Source organism: Microtetraspora sp. NBRC 13810 (assembly GCF_030268685.1).
Lineage (GTDB): Bacteria > Actinomycetota > Actinomycetes > Streptosporangiales > Streptosporangiaceae > BSRQ01.
In genome coordinates this window covers 194,976-221,332 of the sequence record NZ_BSRQ01000007.1, presented here as the reverse complement: position 1 = coordinate 221,332, position 26,357 = coordinate 194,976, and the positions used below count along the sequence as shown (strand labels likewise).

The 26,357-nt window shown below is 72.4% G+C and carries 20 protein-coding genes; 12 read left to right on the top strand and 8 right to left on the bottom strand.

Annotation, left to right across the window (positions count from 1 at the left end; genetic code table 11):
* Nucleotides 1-54: 54 nt before the first annotated feature.
* The 3 genes from QSK26_RS16555 to QSK26_RS16545 all read right to left on the bottom strand — a co-directional run bounded on the left by QSK26_RS16555 (nucleotide 55) and on the right by QSK26_RS16545 (nucleotide 2,954).
* Nucleotides 55-774 (bottom strand): response regulator, encoded by a 720-nt coding sequence (locus tag QSK26_RS16555; protein WP_285776030.1) that lies wholly within the window; start codon nucleotides 772-774, stop codon nucleotides 55-57.
* A gap of 3 nt (nucleotides 775-777) precedes the next feature.
* The gene (locus QSK26_RS16550; protein ID WP_285776029.1) at nucleotides 778-2,004 is read right to left on the bottom strand and encodes a sensor histidine kinase; all 1,227 of its coding nucleotides are present in this window, start codon (nucleotides 2,002-2,004) and stop codon (nucleotides 778-780) included.
* 83 nt (nucleotides 2,005-2,087) lie between these two features.
* The gene (locus tag QSK26_RS16545; RefSeq protein WP_285776028.1) at nucleotides 2,088-2,954 is read right to left on the bottom strand and encodes a RecB family exonuclease; all 867 of its coding nucleotides are present in this window, start codon (nucleotides 2,952-2,954) and stop codon (nucleotides 2,088-2,090) included.
* A gap of 229 nt (nucleotides 2,955-3,183) precedes the next feature.
* On the opposite strand from QSK26_RS16545, the gene QSK26_RS16540 reads away from it, so the two are divergent.
* The 4 genes from QSK26_RS16540 to QSK26_RS16525 all read left to right on the top strand — a co-directional run bounded on the left by QSK26_RS16540 (nucleotide 3,184) and on the right by QSK26_RS16525 (nucleotide 7,915).
* Nucleotides 3,184-4,278, top strand: a complete 1,095-nt coding sequence (locus QSK26_RS16540; protein WP_285776173.1) for a site-2 protease family protein — start codon at nucleotides 3,184-3,186, stop codon at nucleotides 4,276-4,278.
* A gap of 190 nt (nucleotides 4,279-4,468) precedes the next feature.
* Nucleotides 4,469-5,980: a hypothetical protein gene (locus tag QSK26_RS16535; RefSeq protein ID WP_285776027.1), complete on the top strand. Its 1,512-nt coding sequence runs from the start codon at nucleotides 4,469-4,471 to the stop codon at nucleotides 5,978-5,980.
* A gap of 13 nt (nucleotides 5,981-5,993) precedes the next feature.
* Nucleotides 5,994-6,434 (top strand): hypothetical protein, encoded by a 441-nt coding sequence (locus QSK26_RS16530; RefSeq protein ID WP_285776026.1) that lies wholly within the window; start codon nucleotides 5,994-5,996, stop codon nucleotides 6,432-6,434.
* Nucleotides 6,431-7,915, top strand: coding sequence for an FHA domain-containing protein (locus QSK26_RS16525; RefSeq protein WP_285776025.1), 1,485 nt, complete (start codon nucleotides 6,431-6,433; stop codon nucleotides 7,913-7,915). Before QSK26_RS16530 ends, QSK26_RS16525 begins: the two co-directional genes overlap by 4 nt.
* A 63-nt stretch (nucleotides 7,916-7,978) precedes the next feature.
* Here the strand turns inward: QSK26_RS16525 and QSK26_RS16520 are convergent, their stop codons facing one another.
* Entirely contained in the window at nucleotides 7,979-10,021 is a 2,043-nt protein-coding gene (locus QSK26_RS16520; RefSeq protein ID WP_285776024.1) for a cation:proton antiporter, read from the bottom strand.
* Nucleotides 10,022-10,136: 115 nt separating this feature from the next.
* Here QSK26_RS16520 and QSK26_RS16515 point away from each other — a divergent pair, with 115 nt between their 5' ends.
* A complete protein-coding gene (locus tag QSK26_RS16515) occupies nucleotides 10,137-10,925 on the top strand; it encodes a serine/threonine-protein kinase (RefSeq protein WP_285776023.1) in 789 nt (262 codons plus the stop codon).
* 123 nt (nucleotides 10,926-11,048) lie between these two features.
* Here QSK26_RS16515 and QSK26_RS16510 read toward each other — a convergent pair whose 3' ends face one another.
* Entirely contained in the window at nucleotides 11,049-11,645 is a 597-nt protein-coding gene (locus QSK26_RS16510; RefSeq protein ID WP_285776022.1) for a TetR/AcrR family transcriptional regulator, read from the bottom strand.
* A gap of 171 nt (nucleotides 11,646-11,816) precedes the next feature.
* On the opposite strand from QSK26_RS16510, the gene QSK26_RS16505 reads away from it, so the two are divergent.
* Together QSK26_RS16505 and QSK26_RS16500 are read left to right on the top strand one after the other, a co-directional pair.
* Nucleotides 11,817-12,725, top strand: a complete 909-nt coding sequence (locus QSK26_RS16505; protein ID WP_285776021.1) for a carbohydrate kinase family protein — start codon at nucleotides 11,817-11,819, stop codon at nucleotides 12,723-12,725.
* 1 nt (nucleotide 12,726) lies between these two features.
* Entirely contained in the window at nucleotides 12,727-13,947 is a 1,221-nt protein-coding gene (locus tag QSK26_RS16500; RefSeq protein ID WP_285776020.1) for an aminotransferase class III-fold pyridoxal phosphate-dependent enzyme, read from the top strand.
* 319 nt (nucleotides 13,948-14,266) lie between these two features.
* Here QSK26_RS16500 and QSK26_RS16495 read toward each other — a convergent pair whose 3' ends face one another.
* Nucleotides 14,267-17,593, bottom strand: a complete 3,327-nt coding sequence (locus QSK26_RS16495) for a LuxR C-terminal-related transcriptional regulator (RefSeq protein ID WP_285776019.1) — start codon at nucleotides 17,591-17,593, stop codon at nucleotides 14,267-14,269.
* 71 nt (nucleotides 17,594-17,664) lie between these two features.
* The gene (locus QSK26_RS16490) at nucleotides 17,665-18,762 is read right to left on the bottom strand and encodes a GNAT family N-acetyltransferase (protein ID WP_285776018.1); all 1,098 of its coding nucleotides are present in this window, start codon (nucleotides 18,760-18,762) and stop codon (nucleotides 17,665-17,667) included.
* Nucleotides 18,763-18,833: 71 nt separating this feature from the next.
* Between QSK26_RS16490 and QSK26_RS16485 the strand changes: the two genes are divergently transcribed.
* From QSK26_RS16485 to dop, 4 genes are all read left to right on the top strand, one after another.
* Nucleotides 18,834-19,697, top strand: coding sequence for a tRNA (adenine-N1)-methyltransferase (locus QSK26_RS16485; RefSeq protein WP_285776017.1), 864 nt, complete (start codon nucleotides 18,834-18,836; stop codon nucleotides 19,695-19,697).
* Nucleotides 19,698-19,906: 209 nt separating this feature from the next.
* Nucleotides 19,907-21,670 carry a proteasome ATPase gene (gene arc, locus QSK26_RS16480; RefSeq protein ID WP_285776016.1) on the top strand — a complete coding sequence of 588 codons (1,764 nt, stop codon included), beginning with the start codon at nucleotides 19,907-19,909 and terminating at the stop codon, nucleotides 21,668-21,670.
* 156 nt (nucleotides 21,671-21,826) lie between these two features.
* Nucleotides 21,827-22,963 carry an acyltransferase family protein gene (locus QSK26_RS16475; protein ID WP_285776015.1) on the top strand — a complete coding sequence of 379 codons (1,137 nt, stop codon included), beginning with the start codon at nucleotides 21,827-21,829 and terminating at the stop codon, nucleotides 22,961-22,963.
* A 145-nt stretch (nucleotides 22,964-23,108) separates the two neighbouring features.
* Entirely contained in the window at nucleotides 23,109-24,626 is a 1,518-nt protein-coding gene (gene dop, locus QSK26_RS16470; protein WP_285776014.1) for a depupylase/deamidase Dop, read from the top strand.
* A 52-nt stretch (nucleotides 24,627-24,678) separates the two neighbouring features.
* On the opposite strand, the gene QSK26_RS16465 is transcribed toward dop, so the two are convergent.
* Nucleotides 24,679-25,551 (bottom strand): serine/threonine-protein kinase, encoded by an 873-nt coding sequence (locus QSK26_RS16465; RefSeq protein ID WP_285776013.1) that lies wholly within the window; start codon nucleotides 25,549-25,551, stop codon nucleotides 24,679-24,681.
* A gap of 415 nt (nucleotides 25,552-25,966) precedes the next feature.
* Here QSK26_RS16465 and QSK26_RS16460 point away from each other — a divergent pair, with 415 nt between their 5' ends.
* Nucleotides 25,967-26,176: a ubiquitin-like protein Pup gene (locus QSK26_RS16460; RefSeq protein ID WP_285776012.1), complete on the top strand. Its 210-nt coding sequence runs from the start codon at nucleotides 25,967-25,969 to the stop codon at nucleotides 26,174-26,176.
* Nucleotides 26,177-26,357 lie beyond the last annotated feature (181 nt).

The window sequence follows — 26,357 nt, the reverse complement described above, 5'->3', positions numbered from 1 at the left end:
CGGCCCAGGCCGCGAGGCCGCCCGGCGACGGCCGCCGCCCGCGGGACCACGAGGTCAGCGGGCGGCGCCCCGGTCGCCCGGCGAGCGGCGGTCGGGCGTGGCGCCCGGCGTGATCAGGCCCGTCTCGTAGGCCAGCACCACGGCCTGCACCCGGTCCCGCAGCGTCAGCTTGGTCAGCACGTTGCCCACGTGCGTCTTCACCGTCGTCTCGCTCACCACGAGCTGGGCGGCGATCTCCGCGTTCGACATGCCGCGCGCGATCAGCCGCAGCACCTCCAGCTCGCGCTCGGTGAGCCGGTCCAGCCGGGCCGGCGGCGCCTGCTCGTGCGCCGGGGGCAGGTGGGCGGCGAACCTGTCCAGCAGCCGGCGGGTGACGCTCGGCGCGACGATCGCGTCCCCGGCCGCGACCACCTTGATCGCCTGCACCAGCTCCTCCGGCGGCACGTCCTTCAGCAGGAAGCCGCTCGCCCCGGCGCGCAGCGCCTCCACGATGTACTCGTCGAGGTCGAACGTGGTGAGCACCAGCACCCTGGGCACGTGCGCGCCGAACGCGGCGTCCCGCACGATCCTGCGGGTCGCCTCGATGCCGTCGACCCCCGGCATCCGGACGTCCATCAGCACCACGTCGGGCAGCAACGCCCTGGACTGCTCCTGGGCGGCCTGCCCGTCCCCGGCCTCGCCCACCACCGTCACGTCCGGCTCCGCCTCCAGGATGAGCCGGAAACCGGTACGCAGCAGAGGCTGGTCGTCCACCAGCAGCACCCTGATCGTCATGTGTCAGTCCTTGAGGGGGAAGCGGGCCTTCACCTCGAACCCGCCCCCGGGCCGCGGGCCGATCCTGAGGACTCCACCATAGAGTGCCACGCGCTCGCGGATCCCCATCAGACCGTGCCCTCTGCGCTCGCGCCCCGGCTCGGACGCCGGCTCCGGGGCGCCGGCCCCGCGCCCGTCGTCCTCTATGTGCACGGTCAGCTCGCCGGGCTCGTGGCGCAGGGTCACCCAGGCCCGCGCGGCGGGCCCCGCGTGCCGCAGCGTGTTCGTCAGCGCCTCCTGCACGAGCCGGTAGGCGGCCAGGTCGATCCCCGGCGGCAGGACGGCCCGCTCACCCTCGATCCACAACTGGGCCACCAGCCCGGCCTCGCGCATCTGGTCCACCAGGGCGGGCAGGTCGCGCACGCCCGGCTGAGGTCCGCGCTCGGCCGGGCCCGCCCGGTCCTCGGTACGCAGCACGCCGACGAGGTGCCTCATCTCCGACATCGCGGTGCGCCCGGTCTCCTCGATCGCCGACAGAGCCTCCTGCGCCCCCGCCGGGTTGCTGGTCAGGATCCGCCGCGCCGCCGCGGCCTGCACCGTCATCACGCTCACGTGGTGGGCCACGACGTCGTGCAGCTCGCGGGCGATCCGGGAACGCTCCTCGGCGCGGGCCGCGCGGGTGTCGGCCTCCCTGGCCCGCTCCAGCCGGGCCGCCCGGTCCCGCAGCTCCCCGAGGTAGGCGTGGCGCAGCCGTACGCTGCGGCCGGCGACCCAGACGGTCACCGTGACGACGGCGGTGAGCACCTGGAGGGTGAGACCGGCCACCGGCGCGCCCAGCAGCAGCGCCAGCAGGGAGGCCGGCACGTGGACGGCCAGTGCCGCCAGGCTGAGCGCGAGGCCCCGGTGCGCGGCCACCGTGTAGACCATGACGAGCAGGGCGACCCCGGCCAGCGAGGTGGTCTGGTGCAGGGCCACCAGGGCGGTGTGCGCGGCCTCGGTGACGCACAGCATCGTGAACGGCCGGCGGCGGCGCAGGGCGAGGGACAGGCAGGCCAGCGCGATCAGCGCCAGGGCGAGCGGGCTCGGCGGCCCGGGGAGCACCGTGTGGCCGGGCAGCTCGACGAACGACCACGGGAACCCGGTGAAGGCCAGCGGGACGGCGACGACGGCCAGGATCCCCGCGACGAGCGAGTCGGGGATCAGCGGGTGGCCGCGGAGCCAGGAGGCGGGGCCGCCGTGGGTGGTGCGCACGCCTTCAATGTAGGCGGTCGCCTCGGAAGGCCACCCTGCTCAAGGTGGATGCGCGCCTCCTCCTCACGGATGAGGCGCGCCGGTCACAGCTCGTCGGTGGCCGCCCTGCGCCGCCTGCCGCCCGCCGTCGTGTCACCCGGGCGCCGGGCGGGGAGCGGCGGGGGAGTGCCGCCGAACTCCGGGCAGTGCGCCTGGTGGTCGCACCAGTCGCACAGGCGGCTGCGCCTGGCCCGCCACTCGCCGGTGGTCAGGGAGCGCTCGATCGCCTGCCACAGGGCCCACACCTTGCGCTCGGTGGCCAGCAGGTCGGCCTCGTCCGGCGCGTAGCGCAGCACCTCGCCGTTGCCGAGGTACATGAGCTGGAGCAGGCGCGGCACCGCGCCGCGCAGCCGCCACAGCACCAGCGCGTAGAACTTCATCTGGAACAGCGCCTTGCCCTCGAAGTCGGGGCCGGGCGCGCTGCCGGTCTTGTAGTCCACCACGCGGACGTCGCCGGTGGGCGCGACGTCGAGCCGGTCGATGTAGCCGCGCAGCATCAGCCCGCTGTCCAGCACGGCCTCGACGTAGAGCTCGCGCTCGGCGGGCTCCAGGCGGCGCGGGTCCTCCAGCGCGAAGTAGCGCTCCAGCATCGTGCGCGCCTGGTCGAGCCAGCGGGCCTGCTCGTCGTCGTCGGCGAACATGCCCGCGTAGTCGGGCTCGGCGTCGAGCAGCCGGTGCCACTGCGGCTCCAGCAGGCCCAGCGCCGCCTGCACGGTGCGCTCGGCGGCGGGCAGGTCGTAGAGCCGCTCCAGCACCGAGTGCACGACCGTGCCGCGCACGGCGGCGGGGGCGGGCCGCTCGGGAAGCTGGTCGATCACCCGGAAGCGGTAGAGCAGGGGACAGGTCATGAAGTCGCCCGCCCGGGAGGGGGACAGCGCCCCGATGATCGCGGGCTCGGCCACCGCGCTCACCGGCCGCCGCCCGCGCCCTGCCCAGCCCGCCCGGTCCGCCGCCCGCCCTGCCCGGTTCGCTTCGCCATGCAAGGAACTGTAGGCCACCCGGCCGACACTTCGCGTGGCGCGGCGGCGGTGGGCGGGGCCGCGGGCGCGTAGCATCAAGGTCAGGAGAGCGGACGCGGCAGAAGGCGGAGCGAGGCAAGTGAGCAGCGAGAGCCCACGTCAGGATTCCCCCGGCCTGCGGATGGGCCGGCCCTTCGGCATCCCCGTCTACGTCTCGCCGACCTGGTTCATCGTCGCGGCGATCATCACGGTCACCTACAAGGACAGCGTGCAGAGCAGCCTGCCCGGCCTCGGCGAGGTGGCCAGCTACGCCGTGGCCTTCGCCTTCGCCGTGCTGCTCTACGTGTCGGTGCTGCTGCACGAGCTGGCCCACTGCGTGGTCGCCAAGGCGTACGGCCTGCCGGTCCGCAGGATCACGCTCTACCTGCTCGGCGGCGTGTCGGAGATCGAGCGCGAGCCCGACTCGCCGGGCAAGGAGTTCATGGTCGCCTTCGCGGGCCCCCTGCTGTCCCTGGGGCTCGCCGCGGCCGGGTTCCTGCTCGACGTGTTCGTCGTCCCCGACGACGGCATCCTGGGCGTGCTCACCTGGCAGCTTTGGGTGGCCAACCTGATCGTCGGCGTGTTCAACCTGCTGCCGGGCCTGCCGCTGGACGGCGGGCGGATGCTGCGCGCCGGGGTGTGGAAGGCGACCCGCGACTCCGGGGCGGGCACGATCGCCGCCGCCTGGGTGGGCAGGGGCCTCGCGGTCGTGCTGGTCATCGCGCCCTTCGCGCTGTCGCTGACCAGCGGCCAGGCGCCCGGCATGTTCTTCGTGATCTGGTCGGTGCTGCTGGCCGGGTTCATCTGGTTCGGCGCCACCCAGTCGCTGCGCACCGCGCGGGTCCGCGCCCGCATCCCGCAGGTGAACGCGCGCACCCTGGCGCGCCGCGCCATCCCGGTCACCTCCGAGGTGCCGCTCGCCGAGGCGCTGCGCCGCGCGGCGGAGGCGCAGGCGGGCGCGATCGTGGTCGTCGACCACGACGGCCGGCCGATCGCGATCGTCAACGAGGCGGCCGTGGAGGCGACCCCGGAGCAGCGCAGACCGTGGGTCACGGTGGGTTCGCTGGCCCGCACCCTGGAGCCCTCCCTGGTGCTCGGGGCGGAGCTGTCCGGCGAGGCGCTGATCGACGCGATGCGGGAGACCCCCGCGGGTGAGTACCTTCTCGTCGAGCGCGGCGGGGAGGTCTACGGCGTCCTCGTCACCGCGGACGTCAATCGCGTCTTCAGCGGGGTGTGACGCGAACCATTACCCTTCTTGAGACGTCTGATCGGTAGTGCCAGGGACACGGGCCCGGGGTGCGGGGGGAAAATCGCACCCTTTTGTCCTACTCGTTTTCCCAGCGCACCGGGACTAATGTTTTGACCAACCGCGAAGGTTGGCCATGTACCTTAGGGACTGACCATTGGCTACCCCCCAGAGACCGGCCATGACCGGTGACCTCACACCAGAGCTGCTCGGTACGCCTGAGTGGACCGACCAAATGGTGGCCGCCGCCGGCATACCCATGCACGACATCCCCTTCCTCACCGCAGGGGGCGGCATCGGCTCCTTCGTGACCCTCGACTACCTGCGCATCTACGGGGTGCCCACGTCGCAGATGCGCGTGGTCTCCAACATCGACTACCCCTGGCAGACCTACGAGTTCCTCACCCGCTGCTCGCAGATCCCCCGGCCCGAGCGCATCCGCTCGGACTCCTCCTCCCGGCCGGACAACCTGTGGGGTTTCCCCTCCTACGCGCTGGAGGAGGCGTGGAAGGAGAAGAATCCCGCCTTCCTGTGGCAGATCCTCACCGAGCCGATCCTCAACGACTACTGGACGCCGAGGGCCGGCACGGTGTTCGCCAACCTGGAGCGCGAGGCCAAGCGCATCAGCTACTGGGACATGCTGGTCAAGGGCCAGGTCCGGATGGTGCGTAAAAGGGTCGGCGGCGGCTATTTCACCGTGGTCACCCCGCCTGAGGGCGCGGCGCCCACCAAGCGCATCATCTTCCGCTCCCGTTTCGTGCACATCGCCGTCGGCTATCCCGGCCTGAAGTTCCTGCCCGATTTGCAGGAGTTTCGCCAGAAATATGGCGATTACCAGCATGTCGTGAACGCCTACGAGCCGCACGAGCAGGTCTACGAGTTCCTCAAGACCCGTCCCGGCACGGTGGTCATCCGCGGCGGCGGCATCGTCGCCTCCCGGGTGCTCCAGCGGCTGTTCGACGACCGGGAGAAGCTCAACCTGCAGACGCAGATCGTGCACATCTTCCGCACCTTCGTCTCCGGCTCCCACGGGCCGCACATCTGGATGCGCCGCAGGGGCGGCGACGGCTGGGCCTACCAGGGGTTCAACTATCCCAAGTCGGTGTGGGGCGGCCAGCTCAAGGCCGAGATGCGCAAGCTCGAAGGCCCCGCCCGCGCCCAGAAGTACAAGGACATGGGCGGCACCAACACGCCCAAGCGGCGGCGCTGGCAGGAGCAGATGCGGGCCGGGCGCAACGGCGGCTACTACCACGCAGTGCAGGGCACCGTGGAGAAGGTGGAGCCGGCCCAGGACGGCCGCCTGATCAGCCATGTGCGCAGCAAGGACGGCACGATCCGGCAGCCGGTCGCCGACTACATCATCGACTGCACCGGTCTTGAGGCCGACATCGCCGAGCACCGGGTCTTCGCCGACCTGCTGCAGTACAGCGGCGCCTACCGCAACCCGGTCGGGCGGCTGGAGGTGGAGCGGCACTTCGAGGTGAAGGGCACCAGGAACGGCGACGGCGCGCTCTACGCGTCGGGCTCGGCCACGCTCGGCGGTTACTTCCCCGGCGTGGACACCTTCCTCGGGTTGCAGATCGCGGCCCAGGAGATCGCCGACGACCTGGCGAGACGCGGCTTCTGCCGGAAGATGGGACCGCTGCGCTCGACCTCGCAGTGGTTCAAGTGGGCCTTCAACTCGACGGTGTGAGGGAGTAGCAGCCGTGGTTCCCACCCTGTTCGGACGTATCCAGACACGTCTGTTCCTCCTCGCCACCGTGGGCGTGATCATCACGCTCCTCATCGTGCCCGTGCTCCCTGGCGCCTCGGGCCCGATCGGCCCGCGCTACGTCAGCGGGTTCCTGGTGCTGGCGTCCGTCGCGATCCTGGGAGTTCTCTGGGAGTTCCTCTACCACTTCCTCATGCAGTTCCGGTGGGAGAAGGACTGGCCGACGTCGTTCGGTCTGCTCACCCTTATCCCTGAAGGTCTGCTGCTGTTCTTTTTGCTACGGTCCGGTGTGGCGAGCTTCATCGACCCGGTGCCGACGGCCGGCCAGTTCTGGACCCACTTCGTGGTGGTCTGGATCTGCGTCTGGCTGACGGCCAACGGACCGATGCGGGTGCCGTTCATCAGGTGGCGTTTCCGGGGAGGGAGAGTTCTGTGACCGACCAGGGCTTCGGAGTGGTGCGTCCGCTTCCGGGCAACGGGCTGGTCGCCCATGTGGGTGGCCTGCTCCTGGTATGCGACGCGGCCGAGGCCGTCGTGTCGGAGCTGCTGGCGGCGGTCAGGGAGACCGCGGCGGCGGGCGGTGACGGCAGGGTCCTGGCCCGCCGTACCGCCCAGGTGCTCGCCCGCGGGATGACGGCGGAGCCCGCGTCGTGCGCGATCGCCGGGCCCACCGGGGGAGGGGTCGCCGTGCTCGTCAGCGGCGAGGCGTCCGCCACGGTCACGGCCTCCGGCGGGGAGGTGAGCCTCGCCGGCCGCGACGCGCTCACCTGGACCGACCGGCTCGTGCCCGGCCCCGTCGACCGCGTCGAGCTGCGCCTGCCCGGCGCCGGCCAGGTGCACCCGCAGGTCAGGCTCGACGGCGGCGTGGTCGTCGGCGGCGGCGTGATCTGCGACCTCTCCGAAGCCGGCGACTCCGGGATGGCCCCCGCCGAGCGGGCCGCGCACGTCCCGGACGCCATGTCCGAAGCCCTGCCGGGCTCGATGTCCGGCTCCACCCCCGGCTCCACCCCGGGCTCCGGGTCCGGCCAGGCGGCCGGGCCCGCGCCGGAGCCCGCCCCCGACCGCCTGGCCGGCGCGGTGCACGGGCAGGCGCCGGAGCCCGAGCGGGCCAGGCAGGCGTCCCCGCCGGTGTCCCCATCGGTGTCCCCATCGGTGTCTCCATCGGTGTCCCCGCCGCCGTACCCGCTGGGCCCCGACCACGCGTCCCCGCCGCAGCCCGGACCCGGGTACGGCCCGCCGCCGTCGGACCCCTTCCCCGTGGCGCCCCCGGTCACCGGCGAGCTGCTGCCGCCGCAGGGACACGCCGAGCCCGCGCACGTGCCCGACGCCGAGCAGGCGCCCAACGGAGCGCCGGAGAACTTCGAGTCCTACCTGCTGCTGCCCGACCAGGCGGAGGAGCCGGAGCCCGAGGCGCCCGCCGAGGCCGCCGAGCCCGAGGCGCGGCCCCTCGTCTACGGCGTCGACTGCAAGAACGACCACTTCAACGACCCGCGCGTGCCGTTCTGCGCCGTCTGCGGCATCGCCCTCGTCCAGCGCACGCTGGTGCCGTACAAGGGCCCCCGGCCGCCGCTCGGCGTCCTGCTGCTCGACGACGGCATGACCCTGCGCCTGGACACCGACTACCTGCTCGGGCGCGACCCGGAGCGGGCCGCCGAGGTCGCCTCCGGCTCCGCCAGACCGGCCAAGGTCACCAGCCCCGACGGCTCGGTCTCCCGCCGCCACCTCCGGGTGGCCCTGGACGGCTGGGACGTCAACCTCGTCGACCTCGGCTCGGTGAACGGCACGCAGATCCAGCCGCCCGGCGACCCGAACTTCTACGACATCCCGCCGAACGAGCCGGTTTCCATCGCCCCCGGCACCACGGTCCGGATCGGCGTGTCCCGCACCATGCGCTACGAGTCCCACCGCAACCGCTGACCCGCGGCACCCGAACGCCCTCGGCCGACCATGGCCGAGGGCGTTTCCATGCGGCGGACCGGCTCAGGCGGGGGAGGGCTGCAGGGCGGCGACGGCGGCGGTCCAGTCCACCGGGTCGGCGTCCTGCTCCGGGCGGACCAGCAGGTGGGCGTCGCCGTGGGCGGCGCCCGGGGCGTCCAGCGCCACCACCGCCGCGCCGTACGGCGGCTCGGCGGCGGCCGTGGCCTCGACGCCCAGCCGGGCCAGCCGCTGGGCGAGGCCGGCGGCGGCCTTGCCGCCCACCACGACCAGCGGGCGCCGCTCGGTGAGGGCGAGGGTCAGCGCCACGTGCGCGGGCGCGTCCGCCGAGCCGTGCCGGACCGCGATCGGCGTGTCCGCCCCGGGCAGCAGCGGCCCCGGAACGCCCGTGGCCTCCGCGGACGCGGCCTCCACCTGGGCCGCCGTCCCGAAGGCGCCGGGCAGCACGGTGACGACCCGGCCTACGGCGTCGGCCCTGATGGTCTCGTAGCCGGGCGCGTCCGCCGGGAGCAGCAGCAGGTCGGGCTGGGCGGAGGCGACCAGCGTGGGCATCTCGGCGGCGGTGTCGGAGGAGAACCGGCTCACCACGCGCACCTCGGCGCCGGTGGCCCTGGCCAGGGCGGCGAGGTGCTCCAGATCCTGCATGCTCTCCGCCATCTCGGCGAGCTCGAAGGACAGGCCGGTGCCGACCTCCAGCCGCCCGGCCGGGTAGGCGTGCAGATGACCGATGATCACCTCGGCCGGGGCCTTCGCCCTGGCCAGGCCGGCGGCGAGGTCGACGATGGGCGTGCCCTCGCTGGGCTGGGCGGGCACCACGGTCAGCACCCGGTGCGCGGCGGTGACGCCGAGCGCCGCGCGCTCGGCCTCGGCGATCTCGCGGGCCACCCGCCGGTCGGGGTAGACGCGCCGCAGCAGCGGCCCGGTCATCGCGGTGGTCACCAGCGCCATCACCACCATGAGGGAGTAGAGCTCCTCGTCGAGCACCCCGCGTTGCAGCCCGACCGTGAGGATCACGATCTCGGTCAGGCCGCGCGTGTTGAGCAGGGTGGCGAGCGCCCAGGACTGCCGGTTGGGCAGCCGCTGCGTCCGCGCCGCCGCGTAGGAGCCGATGAGCTTGCCGCCGATGGCCACCGCGAGGATCGCGGCCAGCGTGCCGACACTGGAGACGTCGAGCTCGCGCAGGTTGACGTTGAGCCCGGCGACGACGAAGAACATCGGCAGCAGCAGGAGCACGGCGAGGTGCTCCAGCCGCTCCAGGATCTCGTGGTTGAGCCGCTCGGCCGCCTCCCGCGGCATCATCGCCCCGAAGAGGAACGCCCCGAAGATGAAGTGCACGTGCATCCACTCGGTGAGCCACGAGGACGCGAGGAGGCCGATCAGCACGATCGACAGCAGGCCGGGGGTCAGCCGCCCCGCCCGCTCGAACGCCGGCACCAGCCGGGCCAGCAGCGGCCGCACCACGAAGAACATCACCAGCGCGTACGGCACCGCGAGCAGCACCATCCACTGGCCCTCGGCCTCGCCGGCGCCCGCGATGGCCACCACCACGGCCAGCACGGTCCAGGCGAGCACGTCGATGACCGCGGCGGAGGCGAGCGACAGGCCGCCGAGCGTGGTGCGGTGCATCCCCCGGTCGGTGAGGATCCTGGCCAGCACGGGGAAGGCGGTCGCGGCCATCGCCGCGCCCATGAACAGCACGAACGGCAGCGTGCGCCCGTTCGCGTGGTCCTCGGCCAGGGCGAGCGCCAGGACCAGCCCGAGCACGAACGGCAGCAACGTGGACCCCGCCGCCACCGTCGCGGCCAGCCGGCCCTTGCCGCGGACCAGTTTCTGGTCGAGTTCCAGGCCGACCACGAACATGAAGAGCACCAGGCCGACATTGGCCAGCGCCTGAAGCGGCGGGCGCATATCGGGGCCGAAAAGCTCATCCCCCAGCCAGGGTCCCAAAAGGGTGGGGCCGAGTATGATGCCGGCCACGATCTCGCCGATGACCGGCGGCTGGCCCAGCCTCTTCGCGAGCGCGCCGAAAAGTCTCGCGGCCGTGAGCACGATGACGAGATCGAGCAGCAACACGTCGACTTTGAGCATCGCTACACTTCCCGTAAAGGCAAAGAATTCCCCAAGAATGACCATGGTGACGTTACCGTGTGGGGGACGCCCGCCGCGACAGAACAACGGATGCGGGCAGGGGAGGGAGGCGTCAGTGGAAGGAATCGCCGACTACGAGTTCGTCCGCTCGCTGGGGGCGGGCAACCACGGGGAGTTCTTCCTGGCCAAGCGGCCGGGCCGGTTGCCGGTGGACGCGGAGTACGTCGCGGTCAAGGTGGTGGGGGGGACCGGGCAGGAGGCGTTCCGGCGGGCGACGAGGGAGCTCAAGGCGTTCGCGGCCGTGCGCTCGCCCTTCCTCGTCACGCTGTACGACGCCGGTCAGCAGGCGGGGGTGTTCTACTACTCGATGGAGTACCTCCCCGACGGGTCGCTGGCCAGGCCGTCGGAGCCGCCGTCGCGCGAGGTCGCGGTCCGCGCGATCGCCTGCGCGGCCAGGGCGGCGCAGGCGCTGCACGACGCGGGCATCGTGCACCGCGACATCACGCCGGGCAACGTGCTGCTCGCCGGGGAGGGCGGGAAGCTGTCCGACCTCGGGCTGTCCCAGGTGCTGACGCCGGGGGCGACCGTGACCGGGATGGGGGGCATCGGCTCGGTCGAGTTCACCGACCCCGCGCTGCTCCAGGGCGACAAGCCCACCGCCGCGGGCGACGTGTGGTCGCTCGGCGCCACGCTGCACTGGTCGGTCACCGGCACCGGCCTGTACGGCGAGCTGCCCACCCACGACACGCTGCTGACCCTGCGCAAGGTCTACAGCACCCCGCCGATGGTGAACCCCGACCTCGACCCCGAGGTCGCCGAGGTGGTGCACGCCTGCATCGGCGACCTGGCCAAGCGGCCCACCGCCGCGAACCTCGCCGACCGCCTCCAGGCCATGGTGCCCTGAGGCCCCGCCCCTGCCTGCTGAACCCGTCTGCTGAACCTGCCTGCTGAACCCGTCTGCTGAGCCTGTCTGCTGAGTCGGGGCCACCCAGCCGGTCGCGGCGTCGCGACCGGCGCGGGGCGGCGCTCAGGCGCCGGGGCGCAGGCGGTTCAGCTCGGCGTCGAGCAGCCGCTCCAGCCGGTCCGCGCCGGCCCGGTCCGGATACAGCAGCCGGTGCACGCTCAGCCCGTCGACCAGCGCGAGCAGCCGCTCGGTGACGTCGTCGAGGTCGTCCCCGGTGGCGATCTCCCCGCTGCTCGCGGCGGCCCCGAGCAGGCTCCGCACGAGGTGGCGCAGCTCCGCCGCCTCCTGCCGCTGCACCGCGAGCAGGGCGGGACTGCTCAGGCTGCGGCTCCAGAACCCCATCTCCAGGCCGGTCTCCGCGGCCCGCTCCTCGTCGAGCGGCAGGTTGTCCAGGAGCAGCTCGCGCAGGGCGGCCAGCCCGGTACGCCCGGCCAGCTTGCGGCGCAGCCGGTGCACGATCCGCCGGTGCGACGAGCGCAACGCGGAGAGCAGGATGTCGTCCTTGTCGGCGAAGTAGTGCGCCAGCACGCCGTTGGAGTATCCCGCCTCCCTGGCGATCGCCCTGGTGGTGGCCGCCTCCAGTCCGTCGCGCAGGATGATCCGGCGGGCGGCGTCGACGACCTCCTCGCGGCGTTCGTCATGGTTCACGTTCTTCGGCATCGGTTCCCCCGTGGCCGTTGACTTGGTAATCGGGCGCCCGTCTATTATCCCATCAACGTCCGCGCGGGACGCCTCAGGGCCGTGCGGAAGCCGTACGGGGCCGCCCTGGGCCCGTGCGAGCCGTACCGGGGCCGCGCCGGTCCCGTGCGGGAGGCAAGCGGAGGGAGCGCCATGGCCGTCGTCACCCTCGGGGTGCACATCGTCGACGTCCTCGCCCGGCCGGTGGAGTCGATCCCCGCCGGTCAGGACACTCACCTGGTCGAACAGGTCCGGATCACCGCCGCGGGCGCCGCGGCCGGCACCGCGGTCGCGCTGGCCAGGCTCGGCGTGCCGGTCGCCTCGCTCGGCGCCGTCGGCGGCGACGAACTCGGCGACTTCCTCCTCATGATCATGGAACGGCGCGGCGTGGACGTCTCGGGCGTCGTACGCAAACCCGGCGAGCAGACCGCTGCCTCCATCCTCCCCATCAGGCCGGACGGCGGCCGCCCGTCCTTCCACGCGCCCGGCGCCAACCTCGGGCTGAGCCTCGCCGACCTCGACCCGGGACGGGTCGCCGCCGCACGGGTGCTGCACCTCGGCGGCATGGACGCGACCTTCGGGCTGTACGACCCGGACTTCTTCGCGCTGCTGGGCAGGGCGCGGGAGAACGGCGCCGTCGTCACCATGGACCTGCTGTCCAACATGCCGGACCTGGTGCGCGCGGCGAGGGACTTCCTCCCCTACGTCGACTATCTGCTGCCCAACGAGGAGCAGGCGCTCATGATGACCGGCGCCGGCGACGCGGAGACGGCCGCCGCCGAGCTGCTCGCCGCCGGCCCGTCGGGGGTGCTGGTCACCCAGGGCGCCGCGGGGAGCCTCGTGGTGACGGGCGGGGGCGCCGTCCGGGTGCCCGCCCTCGACGTGCCGGTGGTGGACACCACCGGTTGCGGCGACGCCTACTGCGCCGGGTTCATCGCCGGCCTGCTCGCCGGACGGGATCCGGTGAGCGCCGCGGAGACCGGCACGGCGGTGGCGGCCCGCGTCGCGCAGGGGCTCGGCTCCGACGCCGGGCTCGACGACCTCACCCTGGAAGGGATCTGACATGACCGACGCCGAGCTTCGCGAACGAGCCGCCAAGGTCATCCCCGGCGGGATGTACGGGCACCTCAACGCCGCCATCTTCGGCCCCGGATTCCCGCAGTTCTTCGTCCGCGGCGACGGCTGCCGCCAGTGGGACGCCGACGGCAGGGAGTACGTCGACCTGATGTGCAGCTGGGGGCCGGTCATCCTGGGCCACCGCCACCCCCGGGTGGAGGCGGCCGCCGCGGCCCAGCACGCGTCGGGAGACTGCCTCAACGGCCCGGGACCGGTCATGGTCGAGCTCGCCGAGCTCCTGGTGGACCTGATCCCCTCGGCCGACTGGGCGATGTTCTCCAAGAACGGCACCGACGCCACCACCCAGGCGCTCATGGTGGCCCGCGCCGCCACGGGACGCGCCAAGGTGCTCGTCGCGCACGGCGCCTACCACGGCGCCGACCCCTGGTGCACGCCCAGCCTCGCCGGCACCACCCCCAGCGACCGGGCCGACATCGTCGAGTACCCCTACAACGACCTGGCGGGCCTCCAGGCCGCCGCCGCGACCGTGGACGGCGACGTGGCGGCCGTCATCGCCACCCCCTTCAAACACGACTCCTTCGAAGACCAGGAGCTCGTCGACGCGTCCTTCGCCCGCGGGGCGCGCGAACTGGCCGACCGGATCGGGGCCGCGCTGGTCATCGACGACGTGCGGGCCGGCTTCCGGCTGGACCTGCGGGGCAGCTGGGAGTCGCTCGGGGTGCGGCCGGACCTCACCGCCTGGAGCAAGGCGATGGCCAACGGCTACCCGATCGCCGCGGTGACCGGCACCGACGCGCTGCGCTCCGCCGCCCAGACGCTCTACTCGACCGGCTCCTTCTGGTTCTCCGCCGTCGCCATGGCCGCCGCCAAGGCCACGATCGAGACCCTCCGCGAGATCGACGGCCCCGCCGTGATGGAGCGCTCCGGCGCCCGCCTGCGTGCCGGGCTCGCCGCCCAGGCCGCCGCCCACGGTTTCACCGTCAACCAGACCGGTCCGGTGCAGATCCCCTGGCTGTCCTTCGAGGGCGACGCCACCCTGGAGAAGGCGATGTACTGGTCCGCCGCCTGCCTGGAGGAGGGCGTCTACCTGCATCCCTGGCACAACTGGTTCCTCTCGGCCGCCCACACCGACGCCGACATCGACCGCGCCCTCCAGGCCACCGACACCGCCTTCGCCCGCCTGCGCACCAAGTTCGGCACCGACTGACCCCCGCCCCGCCTGCCGCCCTCCGCCGCCTGCCCGCGACGGCGGGGGAGGGCCACGGCGTCTCGGACCGCGACGGTGGCGACCTTCGCCGGGTGTCGTGATGGCGGCGTCCCCCGGCCGTCCTGTGGTGGCAGGGGGGACGGTGCTGTCCTCCGCCGCCGGGCGTGACGGCGGGAGGGGCGTGGTCCGCCCGGTGGTGACGGCGGGAGGGGCGAGGGCTGGGCTGCCTGGCGGTGACGGCGGGAGGGGCGAGGGCTGGGCTGCCTGGCGGTGACGGCGGGAGCGGCGAGGGCTGGGCTGCTCGGCGGTGACGGCCGGTTCAAGGCTGTCGGGGCCAGGGGGGCGTGCCGTTCGCGGGCGGTGTGTGGGGGCCGGTGCCGAGGACGCGGGCGAGTTCGGCGCGGGAGCCGATGCCGAGCTTGGTGAAGATGTTGCTCAGATGGTTGTCCACGGTACGGACCGAGAGGCTGAGCCGCCGGGCGATGGCCGCGCTCGTCATCTCGACGGCCAACTGGGAGATCTCCCGCTCACGGCGGGTCAGCCCCGGGGCCCGCAGATCGGCCAGGGCCGGGGTCCTGGCGCCGTCCGCGCGTTCGGACAGCGCCCACGCGCGGGCCGAGGCCGTCCGCGCGGCGGTGGCCCGGCCGGCGCCCAGGTAGGCCCTCGCGGCCTGCGCGGCTGCGTCCGCGGCGGCGAGCGGCTGCCCGAGGGCCTCCAGGTCGCGCGAGACCGCCTCGAGGTCCCGCCCCGACCGCTGTACCGCCGCCCGCGCGTGCGCCGCGCAGACGGGCGCCAGGCGGCCGTCGTGGGCCTTGGCGATCTCCGCCAGCCGCTCGGCCGCCCACGAACCCGCGCCCAGCCGTACGGCGTCGTGCAGGGCGAGCATCTCCAGCCCGAGCAGCCCGAGGCGGCGCGCCTCCGAGCAGGACGCCCGGGACAGCTCCATCGCCCGCGGGGTGTCGCCGCAGGCGGCGGCCAGCCACGGCCGCGCCAGGCCGGCCCAGCAGGCCAGGACCGTCGTCCCGGGCAGCGTCAGCAGCGCGGCGTGGTCCAGCGACCGGCGCGCCCCCTCCAGGTCGCCCGCCAGCACCTGGGCGTGCGCCAGCTCGCCGTACGCCGGCGGCCCCAGCGCCGCGGCCTCGCCCCGCGCGTGTCCCGCTGCCTCCCGGCCCCGGCGCACCGCCTCGCCGACCCGCCCGGACAGCCTGGCCACCAGCGCGGCCAGCGCGCAGGACGCCATCTCGTCCAGATGCCACAACGGCTCCTCCACCGCCGCCCGCACCCGCGCCGCCGCCGCCCGCCCCGCCCGCCCCAGGTCACCGGCGAAGACGCAGGCGAAGGTCGTCCCCAGCCGGATCGCGGGCATGATCGCGGGCTGCACGTCCTGGATCTCCTCCCCCCAGGACGACCCCTCGGCCAGCAGCGGAAACCCGATCTCCACCGCGGCGGCACACCGCCCCGCATGCCCGTCCGCCAGCACCCGGACCGCCCGCGCCCTGGCCACCCCCCGCCCCGACACCCCGCCAGGCACCGGCCCGCGCGGCGACCCGGCCCAACCCGAAGGGACCGGCGTCCCGTCGGCCGCCACCCGGGGAGGGGCGGCCGGTACCTCGCTCCGCGCTCCAGCAGGGCCAGGCGCAGAAGCCGGGGCGGAGGACGCCTCCATCAGGGACGCCGCAAGGGCGGGGGCTCTCCCGGTCCGGTGTTCCCCGGGGGGTGCCTCGGTCAAGGGCTCCCTGCGGGTGGAAGACGGCTCGGCCGAGGGGCCTGAGGTGGGGGATGCCTCGGTCAAGGGCTTTGTGGGGGTGGGGGGTGTCCCGGTCTGGGGCTTTGTGCGGGTGCGGGGTGTGTCGAGTGTGGGGGGTGGGGTGGTGGGGGTGAGGGCTTCGGTGGCGAGGGTGGAGGCTTGGGCGGGGCCGGTGGTCCAGAAGGACTGGCTTGCCCGGTAGGCGAGGATCTCCTGGCGGGCGGCGGGGTCGTGGAGCGTCGTCAGGGTCTCCTCGGCCAGTCGGATGGCTTCGTCGTGGTGGCCGAGGCCCCAGTCGAGGTTGTGGGCGCGGGAGATGGCGAGCAGGGCCCGTCCGGCGTCGTCGCGGGGCGGGCGGGCGATCGACGCGAGCACGGATTCCGCCTCCTGCGGCTCGCCCGCGTAGCCGAGCATCGCGGCGAGGAGCAGTCCCGCGGCCGGTCCGCCGCCGGTGGCGACGGCGGCCCTGCCGAGGCGCTCGGCCACGGCGTGGTCGTGCGCGGCCCAGGCCAGCCGCGCGGCCTCCAGCAGCGTCGCCGGCTCCTGCGCGATCCCGCCCTCCAGCCGCCACAACACCAGCCGGTACGGCCCCACCAGAGGGCCCGCCCCCGCTCCACCGGCACCAACGCCCCCGGCCCCCGCGCTATCCGCGACTCCGGTACCGGCTCCCGCACCGGCGGCACAGCTCCCGCTTCCCACTCCGGCCGTTCCGGTACCGGTTCCGGCGTCGGCGGCCCAGGTCCCGGTGCCGGCCGTTCCGCTACCGGGGCCGGTGCCGACGACCCGGGGCTCGCTTCCTGCACTGGTGGTTCCCGTACCGGTTCCGGCGGCGGTGGAGCAGGTCCCCGCTCCGGTACCGGCGGCACCGGTACCGGCACCACCGGCACCGGCGCTGGTGGCCGTGGTCGGGGTGGTGGGGGCGGTGGCTTCGGCGAGTTCGCGGTGGCGGCGGGCGGCGCGGGTGGCGGGGCAGCCGGTGCGGACGGCCTCGCCGTACAGGGGGTGGGCCAGGGTGGCGCGCTGGTCGCCGGGCTCGCCGCGGACCCGGATCAGCCGCCGGGTCTCGGCCTCCTCCACGGCCTCCCGCGGGCAGAGCCGCAGCAGCACCGCCAGGCCGAGCGGCTCGCCGAACGCGGTCAGCTCCAGCACCCTGGCGGTCGCCTCGCCGAGCCCGCCGAGGCGCAGCCCGATCAGCTCGGCCAGCCGGGGCGACATCGGCAGGCCGCCGCGGAGCCGCCACCCCGACCGCTCCGGCCGGAACGCCCCCTGCCGCAGCCCGGCCAAGACCAGCTCGCGCAGGAACAGCATGCTGCCGTCGGCGGCGCGCCACAGCCTGGCGGCGGTCTCCGGCTCGACCGGGCCGCCGAGGACGTCCGCCAGCAGCTCGTGAGCGCGCTCCGGCGGCAGCGGCGCGAGGTCCAGCCGGGTGACCAGGCCCTCCTTCCACAGCGCCGTCACCGGGTCGGGCACGGGCCCGGGGGTGCGGACGGTCGCCACCAGGACGGCCCTGGACCGGAAGAGCAGATTGTGCACGACCGCCGCCGAAGAGGGGTCCAGCAAGTGGGCGTCGTCGACGTCGAGGACGGGACGCAGGCCGCCCGCCCGCGCGGCGACGGCGTCGGCCGCCCGGCGCAGCGGGTTGCCGGTGGGCGGCAGGTCGGCGGGCAGCAGGTGGGCCAGCGCGCCGTACGGGATGGCGGAGGCCGCCCGGGTCGCACGCACGGTGACGACGTGGAACCGCCGGGGGCTCAGCCCGGCGACCGCCTCCGCCGCCAGCCTGCTCTTGCCGATCCCGGCGGGTCCGGCCACCATGACCCCGCCACGCCGGCCGGACCCGATGATCCCGGCGATCCGCTCGCGATCTTCCTCCCGTCCAACGAACGGCCAAAGCGTTGCCATGTCGTTATCATATGAACACGGAGTGTAGTCACGGAAGGTCCGGGCGGCGCGTCTCCCGGGTCAACGGGCGGTCACGGGCGCAGGTGGACCCACTGGAGGTCGTCCTTGCGGACACCGCCCGGCCCGGGGAGGAAGTCGCGCAGCAGCGCCTCCCGGGCGAATCCGGTGCGCTCCAGCACCCGGTGGGAGGCGGCGTTGCCGGGGTCGGTGCCGGCGATGACCCTGGCCAGTTCCGTGTGCTCGAAGGTCCACCGGATCAGCAGGTTCACCGCCCGGGTGGCGAAACCCCTGCCGCGGAAGGCGGCGAGCAGCGAGTAGCCCAGCATGGCCTGACCCAGCCCGGGCAGCACCTGGGCGAGCTGGATGTGGCCGGCGAACTCGCCGGTCCCGGCGTCGAGGACGGCCATCTCGGCCCTCTCGCCCGCCAGCCACCACATGCCGGTCTTGCGGCAGCGCGCCACCAGGTCGTCGAACGGCGGCGCCTCCGGCGGCACGTGGTACTTCTGCACGTCGGGGTCGGACAGCATCTCGTGGAAGCCGGTGGCGTCGGCCACGGTGATGGGCGTCAGCCGTACGACGCCGTCGGTGAGCGAGCCGCCGGGCAGGAAGGGCAGGTAGGGCCGGATCGGATGGCCGGCGTCGCCGGACAGCCTGGCGAAGGCCGCCATGTCGTGCCGAAGGCCGTCGCGGCGCGGCTCCCAGCCGCGGCGCACGCCCTCGCGCTGGAACCCGGCCGCGTGCGCGACCCGCTGGCTCGCCACGTTCTCGATGTCGGCGAGCAGCTCCATGCGGGCCGCGCCGTGCTCGAACGCCCACTCGGTGAGGGCGCGGGCGGCCGCGGAGGCCACGCCCCTGCCACGCGCCCAGGGCGCCACCAGGTAGCCGATCGAGTAGGTGCCCTGGCCGTCGACCGGCTTGAGCCCGGCGCCGCCCAGCCACTCGTCGGTCTCCGGGTCGGCGACGGCGAACTGCGCGCCGCCGAGGTCCCAGGACTGCGCGGCCGTCTTGACGAAGGCCAGCGCGTCGTCCCGGACGTACGGCACGGGGGCGCCGGCGATGAAACGGGTGATGAGCGGGTCGGTGAACGCACGGGTGATCGCGTCGGCGTCATCCTCGCGCGGCAGGCGGAGCCGGACCGGCCCGGTGGAAATGACCTCTGGGGTGAACACTCCCCATTGCTACCAGGATGGCCCGGTGTGCGCGAATCATTTCCGCGCCCGAACGCCACTAACCTGTCGGCATGGGTTTTCGCAGGCACGGGCCCTTCCAGCCCGGAGATCAGGTTCAGCTCACCGACCCCAAGGACAAGCGGCACACGGTGACGCTGCGTGAGGGCGGAGTGTTCCACACGCACAAGGGGTCCATCCCGCACGACGACCTGATCGGCCGCCCCGAGGGGTCCGTGGTGCGCTCTTCGGGCGGCACCGCCTACCTCGCCTTCCGCCACCTGCTGAAGGACTACGCCGTGTCGATGCCGCGCGGGGCCGCGGTCGTCTATCCCAAGGACGCCGCGATGATCGTCGGGATGGCCGACGTCTTCCCCGGCGCCCGCGTGGTGGAGGCCGGCGTGGGGTCCGGCGCGCTGACCTGTTACCTGCTGCGGGCGGTGGGCGAGAGCGGCCGGGTCACCTCCTACGAGCGCCGTGAGGACTTCGCCGAGGTCGCGAAGAAGAACGTGGAGAAGTTCTACGGCGGCCCGATGGACCAGTGGCGCCTGGTGGTGGGCGACTTCGTCGCCGCGCTCGACGAGGCGGACGTGGACCGGGTGCTGCTGGACATGCTGGCCCCCTGGGAGTGCGTCGACGCCGCGGCGAAGGCGCTGACCCCCGGCGGCGTGATCTGCTGTTACGTCGCCACGACCACCCAGCTGTCGCGTACTGTCGAAACCCTCAGGGATCACGGGAGTTTCACCGAGCCTCATTCGTGGGAGACCCTGATCCGCGACTGGCATGTCGAAGGGCTCGCGGTTCGCCCCGACCACCGGATGGTCGGGCACACCGGGTTCGTCGTCACCGCCCGTCGCATGGCGGACGGGGTGACGCCACCTCCCCGCCGTAGACGTCCGGCGAAGGGGTCTTATGGCGAGGAATCCAGCACTCCGTGAAGGTGACGATTCAGCCACAACGGTGAAACAGCCTCGACACGGGAACAGACCGGCGTGTTCATATGCTGCCAGTACTAAACGCACTATTGGGGATTAATCGCCGAACACCGGTTGTAACTAGACGAACACTGCCCGGCCAGGTTACGGATAGCCCCGAGATAGGTAGGGTCATTAGTAGTCGCTCTTGACTGGGAAGGAGGTGACGGGGCGTGGCAGCTCGCGATGACGCTGAGGCTCGAGCCGCGCAGCGCGAACGGGAGGTCGCCGATCTCACAACACAGGTCTCCTTCCTCCAGGAGGAGATCACCGCGCTGCGTCGGAAGGTGGCGGAGTCTCCCCGTCAGGCCAGGGTCCTGGAAGAGCGTCTCCATGAGGCACAGGCGAACCTGACGGCGGTGACCGGCCAGAATGAACGCCTTGTGGCCACTCTCAAGGAGGCCAGGGACCAGATTGTCGCCCTGAAGGAGGAGGTCGACCGGCTGGCGCAACCGCCGTCCGGCTTCGGCGTCTTCCTTGAGGCACGAGACGACGGCACGGTGGAGGTCTTCACCGGCGGCCGTAAACTGCGCGTCAACGTCAGCCCTGCGGTCGATCTGGAGTCCCTCAAGCGTGGCCAGGAGGTCATGCTCAACGAGGCTCTCAACGTCGTCGAGGCGCTCGGCTACGAGACCGTGGGCGAGATCGTGATGCTCAAAGAACTGCTGGAGGACGGCCAGCGGGCACTGGTGATCTCGCACGCGGACGAGGAGCGGGTGGTCCGGCTGGCCGACTCGCTGCTCGACCAGCCGGTCCGTGCCGGCGACTCGCTGCTGATGGAGCCACGTTCGGGCTACGTGTACGAGCGCATTCCCAAGTCCGAGGTCGAAGAGCTGGTGCTCGAAGAGGTCCCGGACATCTCCTACCAGGAAATCGGTGGTCTCTCCCGGCAGATCGAGCAGATCAGGGACGCCATCGAGCTCCCCTACCTGCACGCCGACCTGTTCCGGGAGCACGAGCTGCGCCCGCCGAAGGGCGTGCTGCTCTACGGCCCGCCCGGGTGCGGCAAGACGCTCATCGCCAAGGCCGTCGCCAACTCCCTGGCCAAGCAGGTCGCGGAGAAGACCGGCCAGTCCGGCAAGAGCTTCTTCCTCAACATCAAGGGCCCGGAGCTTCTCAACAAGTACGTCGGCGAGACCGAGCGGCACATCCGCCTGGTCTTCCAGCGGGCCAGGGAGAAGGCCTCCGAGGGCACCCCGGTGATCGTGTTCTTCGACGAGATGGACTCGATCTTCCGGACCCGTGGCTCGGGCGTCTCCTCCGACGTCGAGAACACGATCGTCCCCCAGCTCCTCTCCGAGATCGACGGCGTCGAGGGCCTGGAGAACGTCATCGTCATCGGCGCCTCCAACCGCGAGGACATGATCGACCCGGCGATCCTGCGGCCCGGCCGGCTGGACGTCAAGATCAAGATCGAGCGGCCAGACGCCGAGGCGGCCAAGGACATCTTCTCGAAGTACATCACCTCCACCCTCCCCCTGGGCCAGGACGACCTGACCGAGCACGGCTCCTCGCGCGAGGCCACCGTCCAGGCGATGATCCAGCGGGTCGTCGAGCGGATGTACACCGAGAGCGAGGAGAACCGCTTCCTCGAGGTGACCTACGCCAACGGTGACAAGGAAGTCCTCTACTTCAAGGACTTCAACTCCGGCGCCATGATCCAGAACATCGTGGACCGCGGCAAGAAGATGGCGATCAAGGAGTTCCTGGAGACCGGCCGCAAGGGCCTGCGGGTGGCACACCTGCTCGCGGCCTGCGTGGACGAGTTCTCCGAGAACGAAGACCTGCCCAACACCACCAACCCGGACGACTGGGCCCGCATCTCCGGCAAGAAGGGCGAGCGGATCGTCTACATCCGCACGCTGGTCTCCGGCAAGCAGGGCACCGAGGCCGGCCGGTCCATCGACACGGTGGCCAACACCGGTCAATACCTGTGATGTCTCGCTAGATCGACGCGCGTGGCGCGGTCCTCTCCGGAGGGCCGCGCCACTGTGTTTTTCGCGACAGGTGTGACAGATGTGAAATTTGTGGAACCCGCCGGCCGAGACTGATCGTCAAAGGGGCGTGCTCGAACACCTTCTCCCGGCCGCCGGGTGACCGCCGCCCCGGCTCGGCAGGCCACGGGCCAGGGCCGCCTCGCCGAGCTCGACCTGCTGAGGTTCGCCGCCGCCCTCGCCGTGGTGGCCTTCCACTACCTGGTCGCCTTCGCCTCCATCTGGGGGCAGCGCCCCAGCACGCTCTTCCCCGCCGTGGCGCCGCTCGCCGGGCTCGGCATCCTGGGCGTGGAGCTGTTCTTCATGATCAGCGGCTTCGTCATCCTGATGACCGTCTGGGGCCGCGGGCTCGGCGCCTTCGCCCGGTCCCGGCTGGTGCGGCTCTACCCGGCTTACTGGCTGAGCGTGCTGGCCGTCGCCGCGCTGTACGGCCTGACCGGGGCGGCCGCGCTGGACCCCAAGCTCACCCCGGGCGAGTACGCGGTCAACCTCACCATGCTGCAGCGCGCCTTCGAGGTGGGCGACGCGAACGGCGTCTACTGGTCGCTGTGGGTGGAGCTGAGGTTCTACCTCCTGATCGCGCTCCTCGTCCTCGCCGGCGTGACCCTGGGGCGCTGCCTGGCCTTCATGGGCATCTGGCTGGCCGGCGCCCTCCTCGCCGGATACCTGGGCGACCCGGTGACCGAGATGGTGTTCATGCCGGGTTACGCGCCCTACTTCATCGCCGGCATGGCGCTCTACCTGATGCACCGGTTCCGCCCCTCCTGGCCGCTGTGGGCCTTCCTCGCCGCCGGTTACGCCCTGGCCGTGCGCTCCGCCGTCGAGCGGGTCGCCGGGCGGGTGGAGCTCGCCGGGAAGGCGGCCATGCCGGTGGAGGACTGGATGGTCGTGGCGGCCATCACGGCCATCTTCGCGGTCATGACGGTGGCCGCGCTCGGCGGGCTCTCCGGCCTGCGCAGGTTCCGGCTGACCGGGCTGGGCGGCGTCACCTATCCGCTGTACCTGTTCCACTCGCCGGTGGCCGTCCTGCTCATCCCCGCGCTGCGCGACTCGCTGCCGCCGTGGGCGGTGGCCGCCGTCACCGTGCTGGCCGCCGGCCTGCTGTCCTACGCCGTCTACCGGCTCGTGGAACACCCGGTGCAGCGCCTCTTCCGGCCCCGGCCGCGGCGCGCGGGGACCCGGCGCGCGGAGTCGCGGCCGTCCGCCAGGACCGGCGAGCGGACCCCCGTGCCGTAATACCTCCCGGCGACGCCGCTTGATCCGGGCCTACGGGGGCAAAAGCATCTGTGGCATAACTGTCTGGCCGCACCTCATGGTGAAGGGTCTAGGCTCGGGGATATATAAGGCGGAACGACAAGCCCCAGACGAACAGAGGGTGCGCATGACGGTACGGCGGGTGATGGGCATCGAGACCGAATACGGAATCTCCGTGCCCGGTCAGCCGGGGGCGAACGCGATGGTGACCTCTTCCCAGGTCGTCAACGCCTACCTCGCCGCCTCCGCGGCACGGGCACGCCGGGCACGGTGGGACTTCGAGGAGGAAAACCCCCTGCGCGACGCCCGCGGCTTCGATCTTGCCCGCGAAGTCGCCGATCCCAGCCAGCTCACGGACGAGGATCTCGGGCTGGCCAACGTCATCCTGACCAACGGCGCCAGGCTCTATGTGGACCACGCCCACCCTGAGTACTCGACGCCCGAGTGCACCAACCCGCGGGCCGCGGTCATCTGGGACAAGGCGGGGGAGCGGGTGATGCACGACGCGGCCGTCCGCGCCTCGGCGGTCCCGTCCAACGCGCCCATCCAGCTGTACAAGAACAACACCGACAACAAGGGCGCCTCCTACGGCTGCCATGAGAACTACCTGATGCGGCGGGCGACGCCGTTCGCCGACATCGTCAGGCACCTGACCCCGTTCTTCGTGTCCCGGCAGGTCGTCACCGGCGCCGGCCGGGTCGGCATCGGCCAGGACTCGCGCGGCGAGGGTTTCCAGATCAGCCAGCGCGCCGACTTCTTCGAGGTCGAGGTCGGGCTGGAGACCACGCTGAAGCGGCCGATCATCAACACCAGGGACGAGCCGCACGCCGACCCGGAGAAGTACCGCAGGCTGCACGTCATCATCGGTGACGCAAACATGTCGGAGATCTCCACTTACCTGAAGCTGGGCTCCACGGCGCTGGTGCTCGCCATGATCGAGGACGGCTTCCTCACCCGCGACTTCGCGGTCGAGAACCCGGTGGCCGCTCTGCGGGCGGTCTCCCACGACCCGTCCTGCAAGTACGAGATCCAGCTGCGCGACGGGCGCAAGCTGACCGCGATCCAGCTCCAGATGGAGTATCTGGAGCAGGCCCGTAAATACGTGGAGGAGCGCAGCGGCGGCGGCGTCGAAGAGGTCACCAAGGACGTGCTGGACCGCTGGGAGTCGGTGCTCACCCGGCTGGCCGAGGACCCGATGCAGTTGTCCAGGGAGCTGGACTGGGTGGCCAAGCTGGAGCTGCTGGAGGGCTACCGCAGCCGGGACGGGCTCGCCTGGTCCCATCCCCGCCTCCAGCTCGTCGACCTCCAGTACTCCGACATCCGTCCCGAGCGCGGGCTCTACAACCGGCTGGTCGCCCGCGGGCGGATGCAGCGCCTGGTCTCGGAGGAGGAGATCGACCGGGCCATCGAGCAGCCGCCCACCGACACCCGGGCCTATTTCCGGGGCCGCTGCCTGCGGCAGTACAGCGAGGCGGTCGCCGCCGCCTCCTGGGACTCGGTGATCTTCGACATCCCGGGCCGCGACTCCCTGCAACGGGTGCCCACCCTGGAGCCGCTGCGCGGCACCAAGGCGCACGTGGGGGAGCTTTTTGACCGCTGCCGGACGGCCGCGGACCTCGTCGCGGCCCTCACCGGCGACACCTGAGCGGTCCCCGGATCGGGCCACGACGCGTACGGCGTCGCCCGACGCCTTTGATCTACATGGTAAAGGCGTCGGGCGGCAGCTCGACGGCGGGCAGCCGGTAGGGCGCCATCGGGATGCCCTCCTGCTTCAGGATCTCCGTCAGCAACTGGCCGGCCTGTCCCGCCGAGATGCGGTTGGCGGGGTCGCTCGGCAGCAGGCCGTCGATGACGGCGGCCAGCGGGCCCGCCTTCACCGGCGGCTGCCATTCGCCCTTCAGCGCCGCCGAGAGCACCGCCGAGGCGGACTCGCCGGCGAAGGGCGGTCTGCCCTCCACCGCGAAGTACAGGCACGCCGCGAAGGACCACAGGTCCGCGGAGGGCGACACCGGCCCGCCGCGCAGCCGCTCCGGCGCCGTGTAGCAGTCCAGCGGGGTCCGGGTGGAGCTGTGGTCGCCGTTGAGCGCGGCGATGCCGAAGTCCGCCAGCACCACCCGGTCGCCGGTCAGCAGGATGTTCGCCGGGTTGATGTCCCGGTGCAGCACGCCCTCCCCGTGCGCGTGCCGCAGCCCGGAGAGCAGCTGGAAGCCGATCCAGGCCGCCCAGTGGACCGGGAGGGACCCCACGTGCTTGACGGTCTCCTTGAGCGTCAGCGCCTCCAGGAGCTCCATCACGATCCAGAGCCGGCTCTTCTCCTCCAGCAGGTCGTGGACCGTGATGATCGCCGGATGGCTCAGCCTCGCCGCCGCCCGCGCCTCGCGCAGCGCGCGGCGGCGGGCACTGGACAGGTCGAACCCGCTCGCCCGGAACTGCGGCTGGACCTCCTTGATCGCCACGTCACGCCGCAACCGCCCGTCGTGCGCCCGCCACATGATCCCCGTCCCGCCCCGTCTGATGGGGGACAGCAGGCGGTAGCGCCCTCCGAGCAGTTGTGCATCATCCTCATACATGAACCACCCGTTTCACTCTGAAACCGGGCCCCACAGCCATCACAGTCCTATTTTGGCTGGAACGGTTCACGATTGCGTGCACTTGTCTCCTCGCGCGGGACACACTCCGTAAGAAGTCTCAACGATCGGCTGGGAGGACTCTCACCGATCCCACGCCCTACAGCAGCGTACCGGCGCGGGCGTGGCACGCATCGCCGAAGGCCCGCCCAGCACGGGCATCCGGGCTCTGACCAGGGAGAACGTGATCGAAAAGCGTTCGGTTACGGGTGCGGGGGAGGGATGGGCGGGGTTGTTGGGGCTGGTGAGGGCCTCCGCGGGCCGTCAATCTCGGGAAGATCGCGGGTCCGTCCGCGCGAAATGTCCGCCGGTTCGGGGAAGATAGGAATCAGAGAGGTCCCCCGACTGGAGGTAGGACATGGCAACCAAGGACACCGGCGGCCAGAAGCAGACGACCCGCCGCGAGGGCGAGACCGAGGAGACCGACGTCCAGGCGTCCACCGATGTCCAGGAGCGTCAGGACAAGCTCACCGACGACGTCGACTCCATCCTGGACGAGATCGACGAGGTTCTCGAGGAGAACGCCGAGGAGTTCGTGCGCAGCTACGTGCAAAAGGGCGGAGAGTAAGCGCGAGGGCGGTCATAGAGAGGTGGGATCGCCGGAGGCTCGCAAGGAGCCCGGTCCGCGGGAGGTCTCCGCGGCCGGGGACGCGGGTGCGCGCCCGACGGACGGGCGGGCGGCCCTGAGGGGTGCTTCCGGCGCGAGCCCGCCATGAGCGGCATATGTGGATCATGACCACCGTACCGGC

Excerpts from the sequence above, each read along its gene's own strand:
- QSK26_RS16540 (WP_285776173.1), top strand. The coding sequence starts at position 3,184 with ATGGGCCGGCCCTTCGGCATCCCCGTCTACGTCTCGCCGACCTGGTTC.
- dop (WP_285776014.1), top strand. The coding sequence starts at position 23,109 with ATGACGGTACGGCGGGTGATGGGCATCGAGACCGAATACGGAATCTCC.
- QSK26_RS16510 (WP_285776022.1), bottom strand. The coding sequence starts at position 11,645 with ATGCCGAAGAACGTGAACCATGACGAACGCCGCGAGGAGGTCGTCGAC.
- QSK26_RS16460 (WP_285776012.1), top strand. The coding sequence starts at position 25,967 with ATGGCAACCAAGGACACCGGCGGCCAGAAGCAGACGACCCGCCGCGAG.
- QSK26_RS16465 (WP_285776013.1), bottom strand. The coding sequence starts at position 25,551 with ATGTATGAGGATGATGCACAACTGCTCGGAGGGCGCTACCGCCTGCTG.
- QSK26_RS16485 (WP_285776017.1), top strand. The coding sequence starts at position 18,834 with ATGGGTTTTCGCAGGCACGGGCCCTTCCAGCCCGGAGATCAGGTTCAG.
- QSK26_RS16555 (WP_285776030.1), bottom strand. The coding sequence starts at position 774 with ATGACGATCAGGGTGCTGCTGGTGGACGACCAGCCTCTGCTGCGTACC.
- QSK26_RS16500 (WP_285776020.1), top strand. The coding sequence starts at position 12,727 with ATGACCGACGCCGAGCTTCGCGAACGAGCCGCCAAGGTCATCCCCGGC.
- QSK26_RS16505 (WP_285776021.1), top strand. The coding sequence starts at position 11,817 with ATGGCCGTCGTCACCCTCGGGGTGCACATCGTCGACGTCCTCGCCCGG.
- QSK26_RS16535 (WP_285776027.1), top strand. The coding sequence starts at position 4,469 with ATGACCGGTGACCTCACACCAGAGCTGCTCGGTACGCCTGAGTGGACC.
- QSK26_RS16495 (WP_285776019.1), bottom strand. The coding sequence starts at position 17,593 with ATGGCAACGCTTTGGCCGTTCGTTGGACGGGAGGAAGATCGCGAGCGG.
- QSK26_RS16520 (WP_285776024.1), bottom strand. The coding sequence starts at position 10,021 with ATGCTCAAAGTCGACGTGTTGCTGCTCGATCTCGTCATCGTGCTCACG.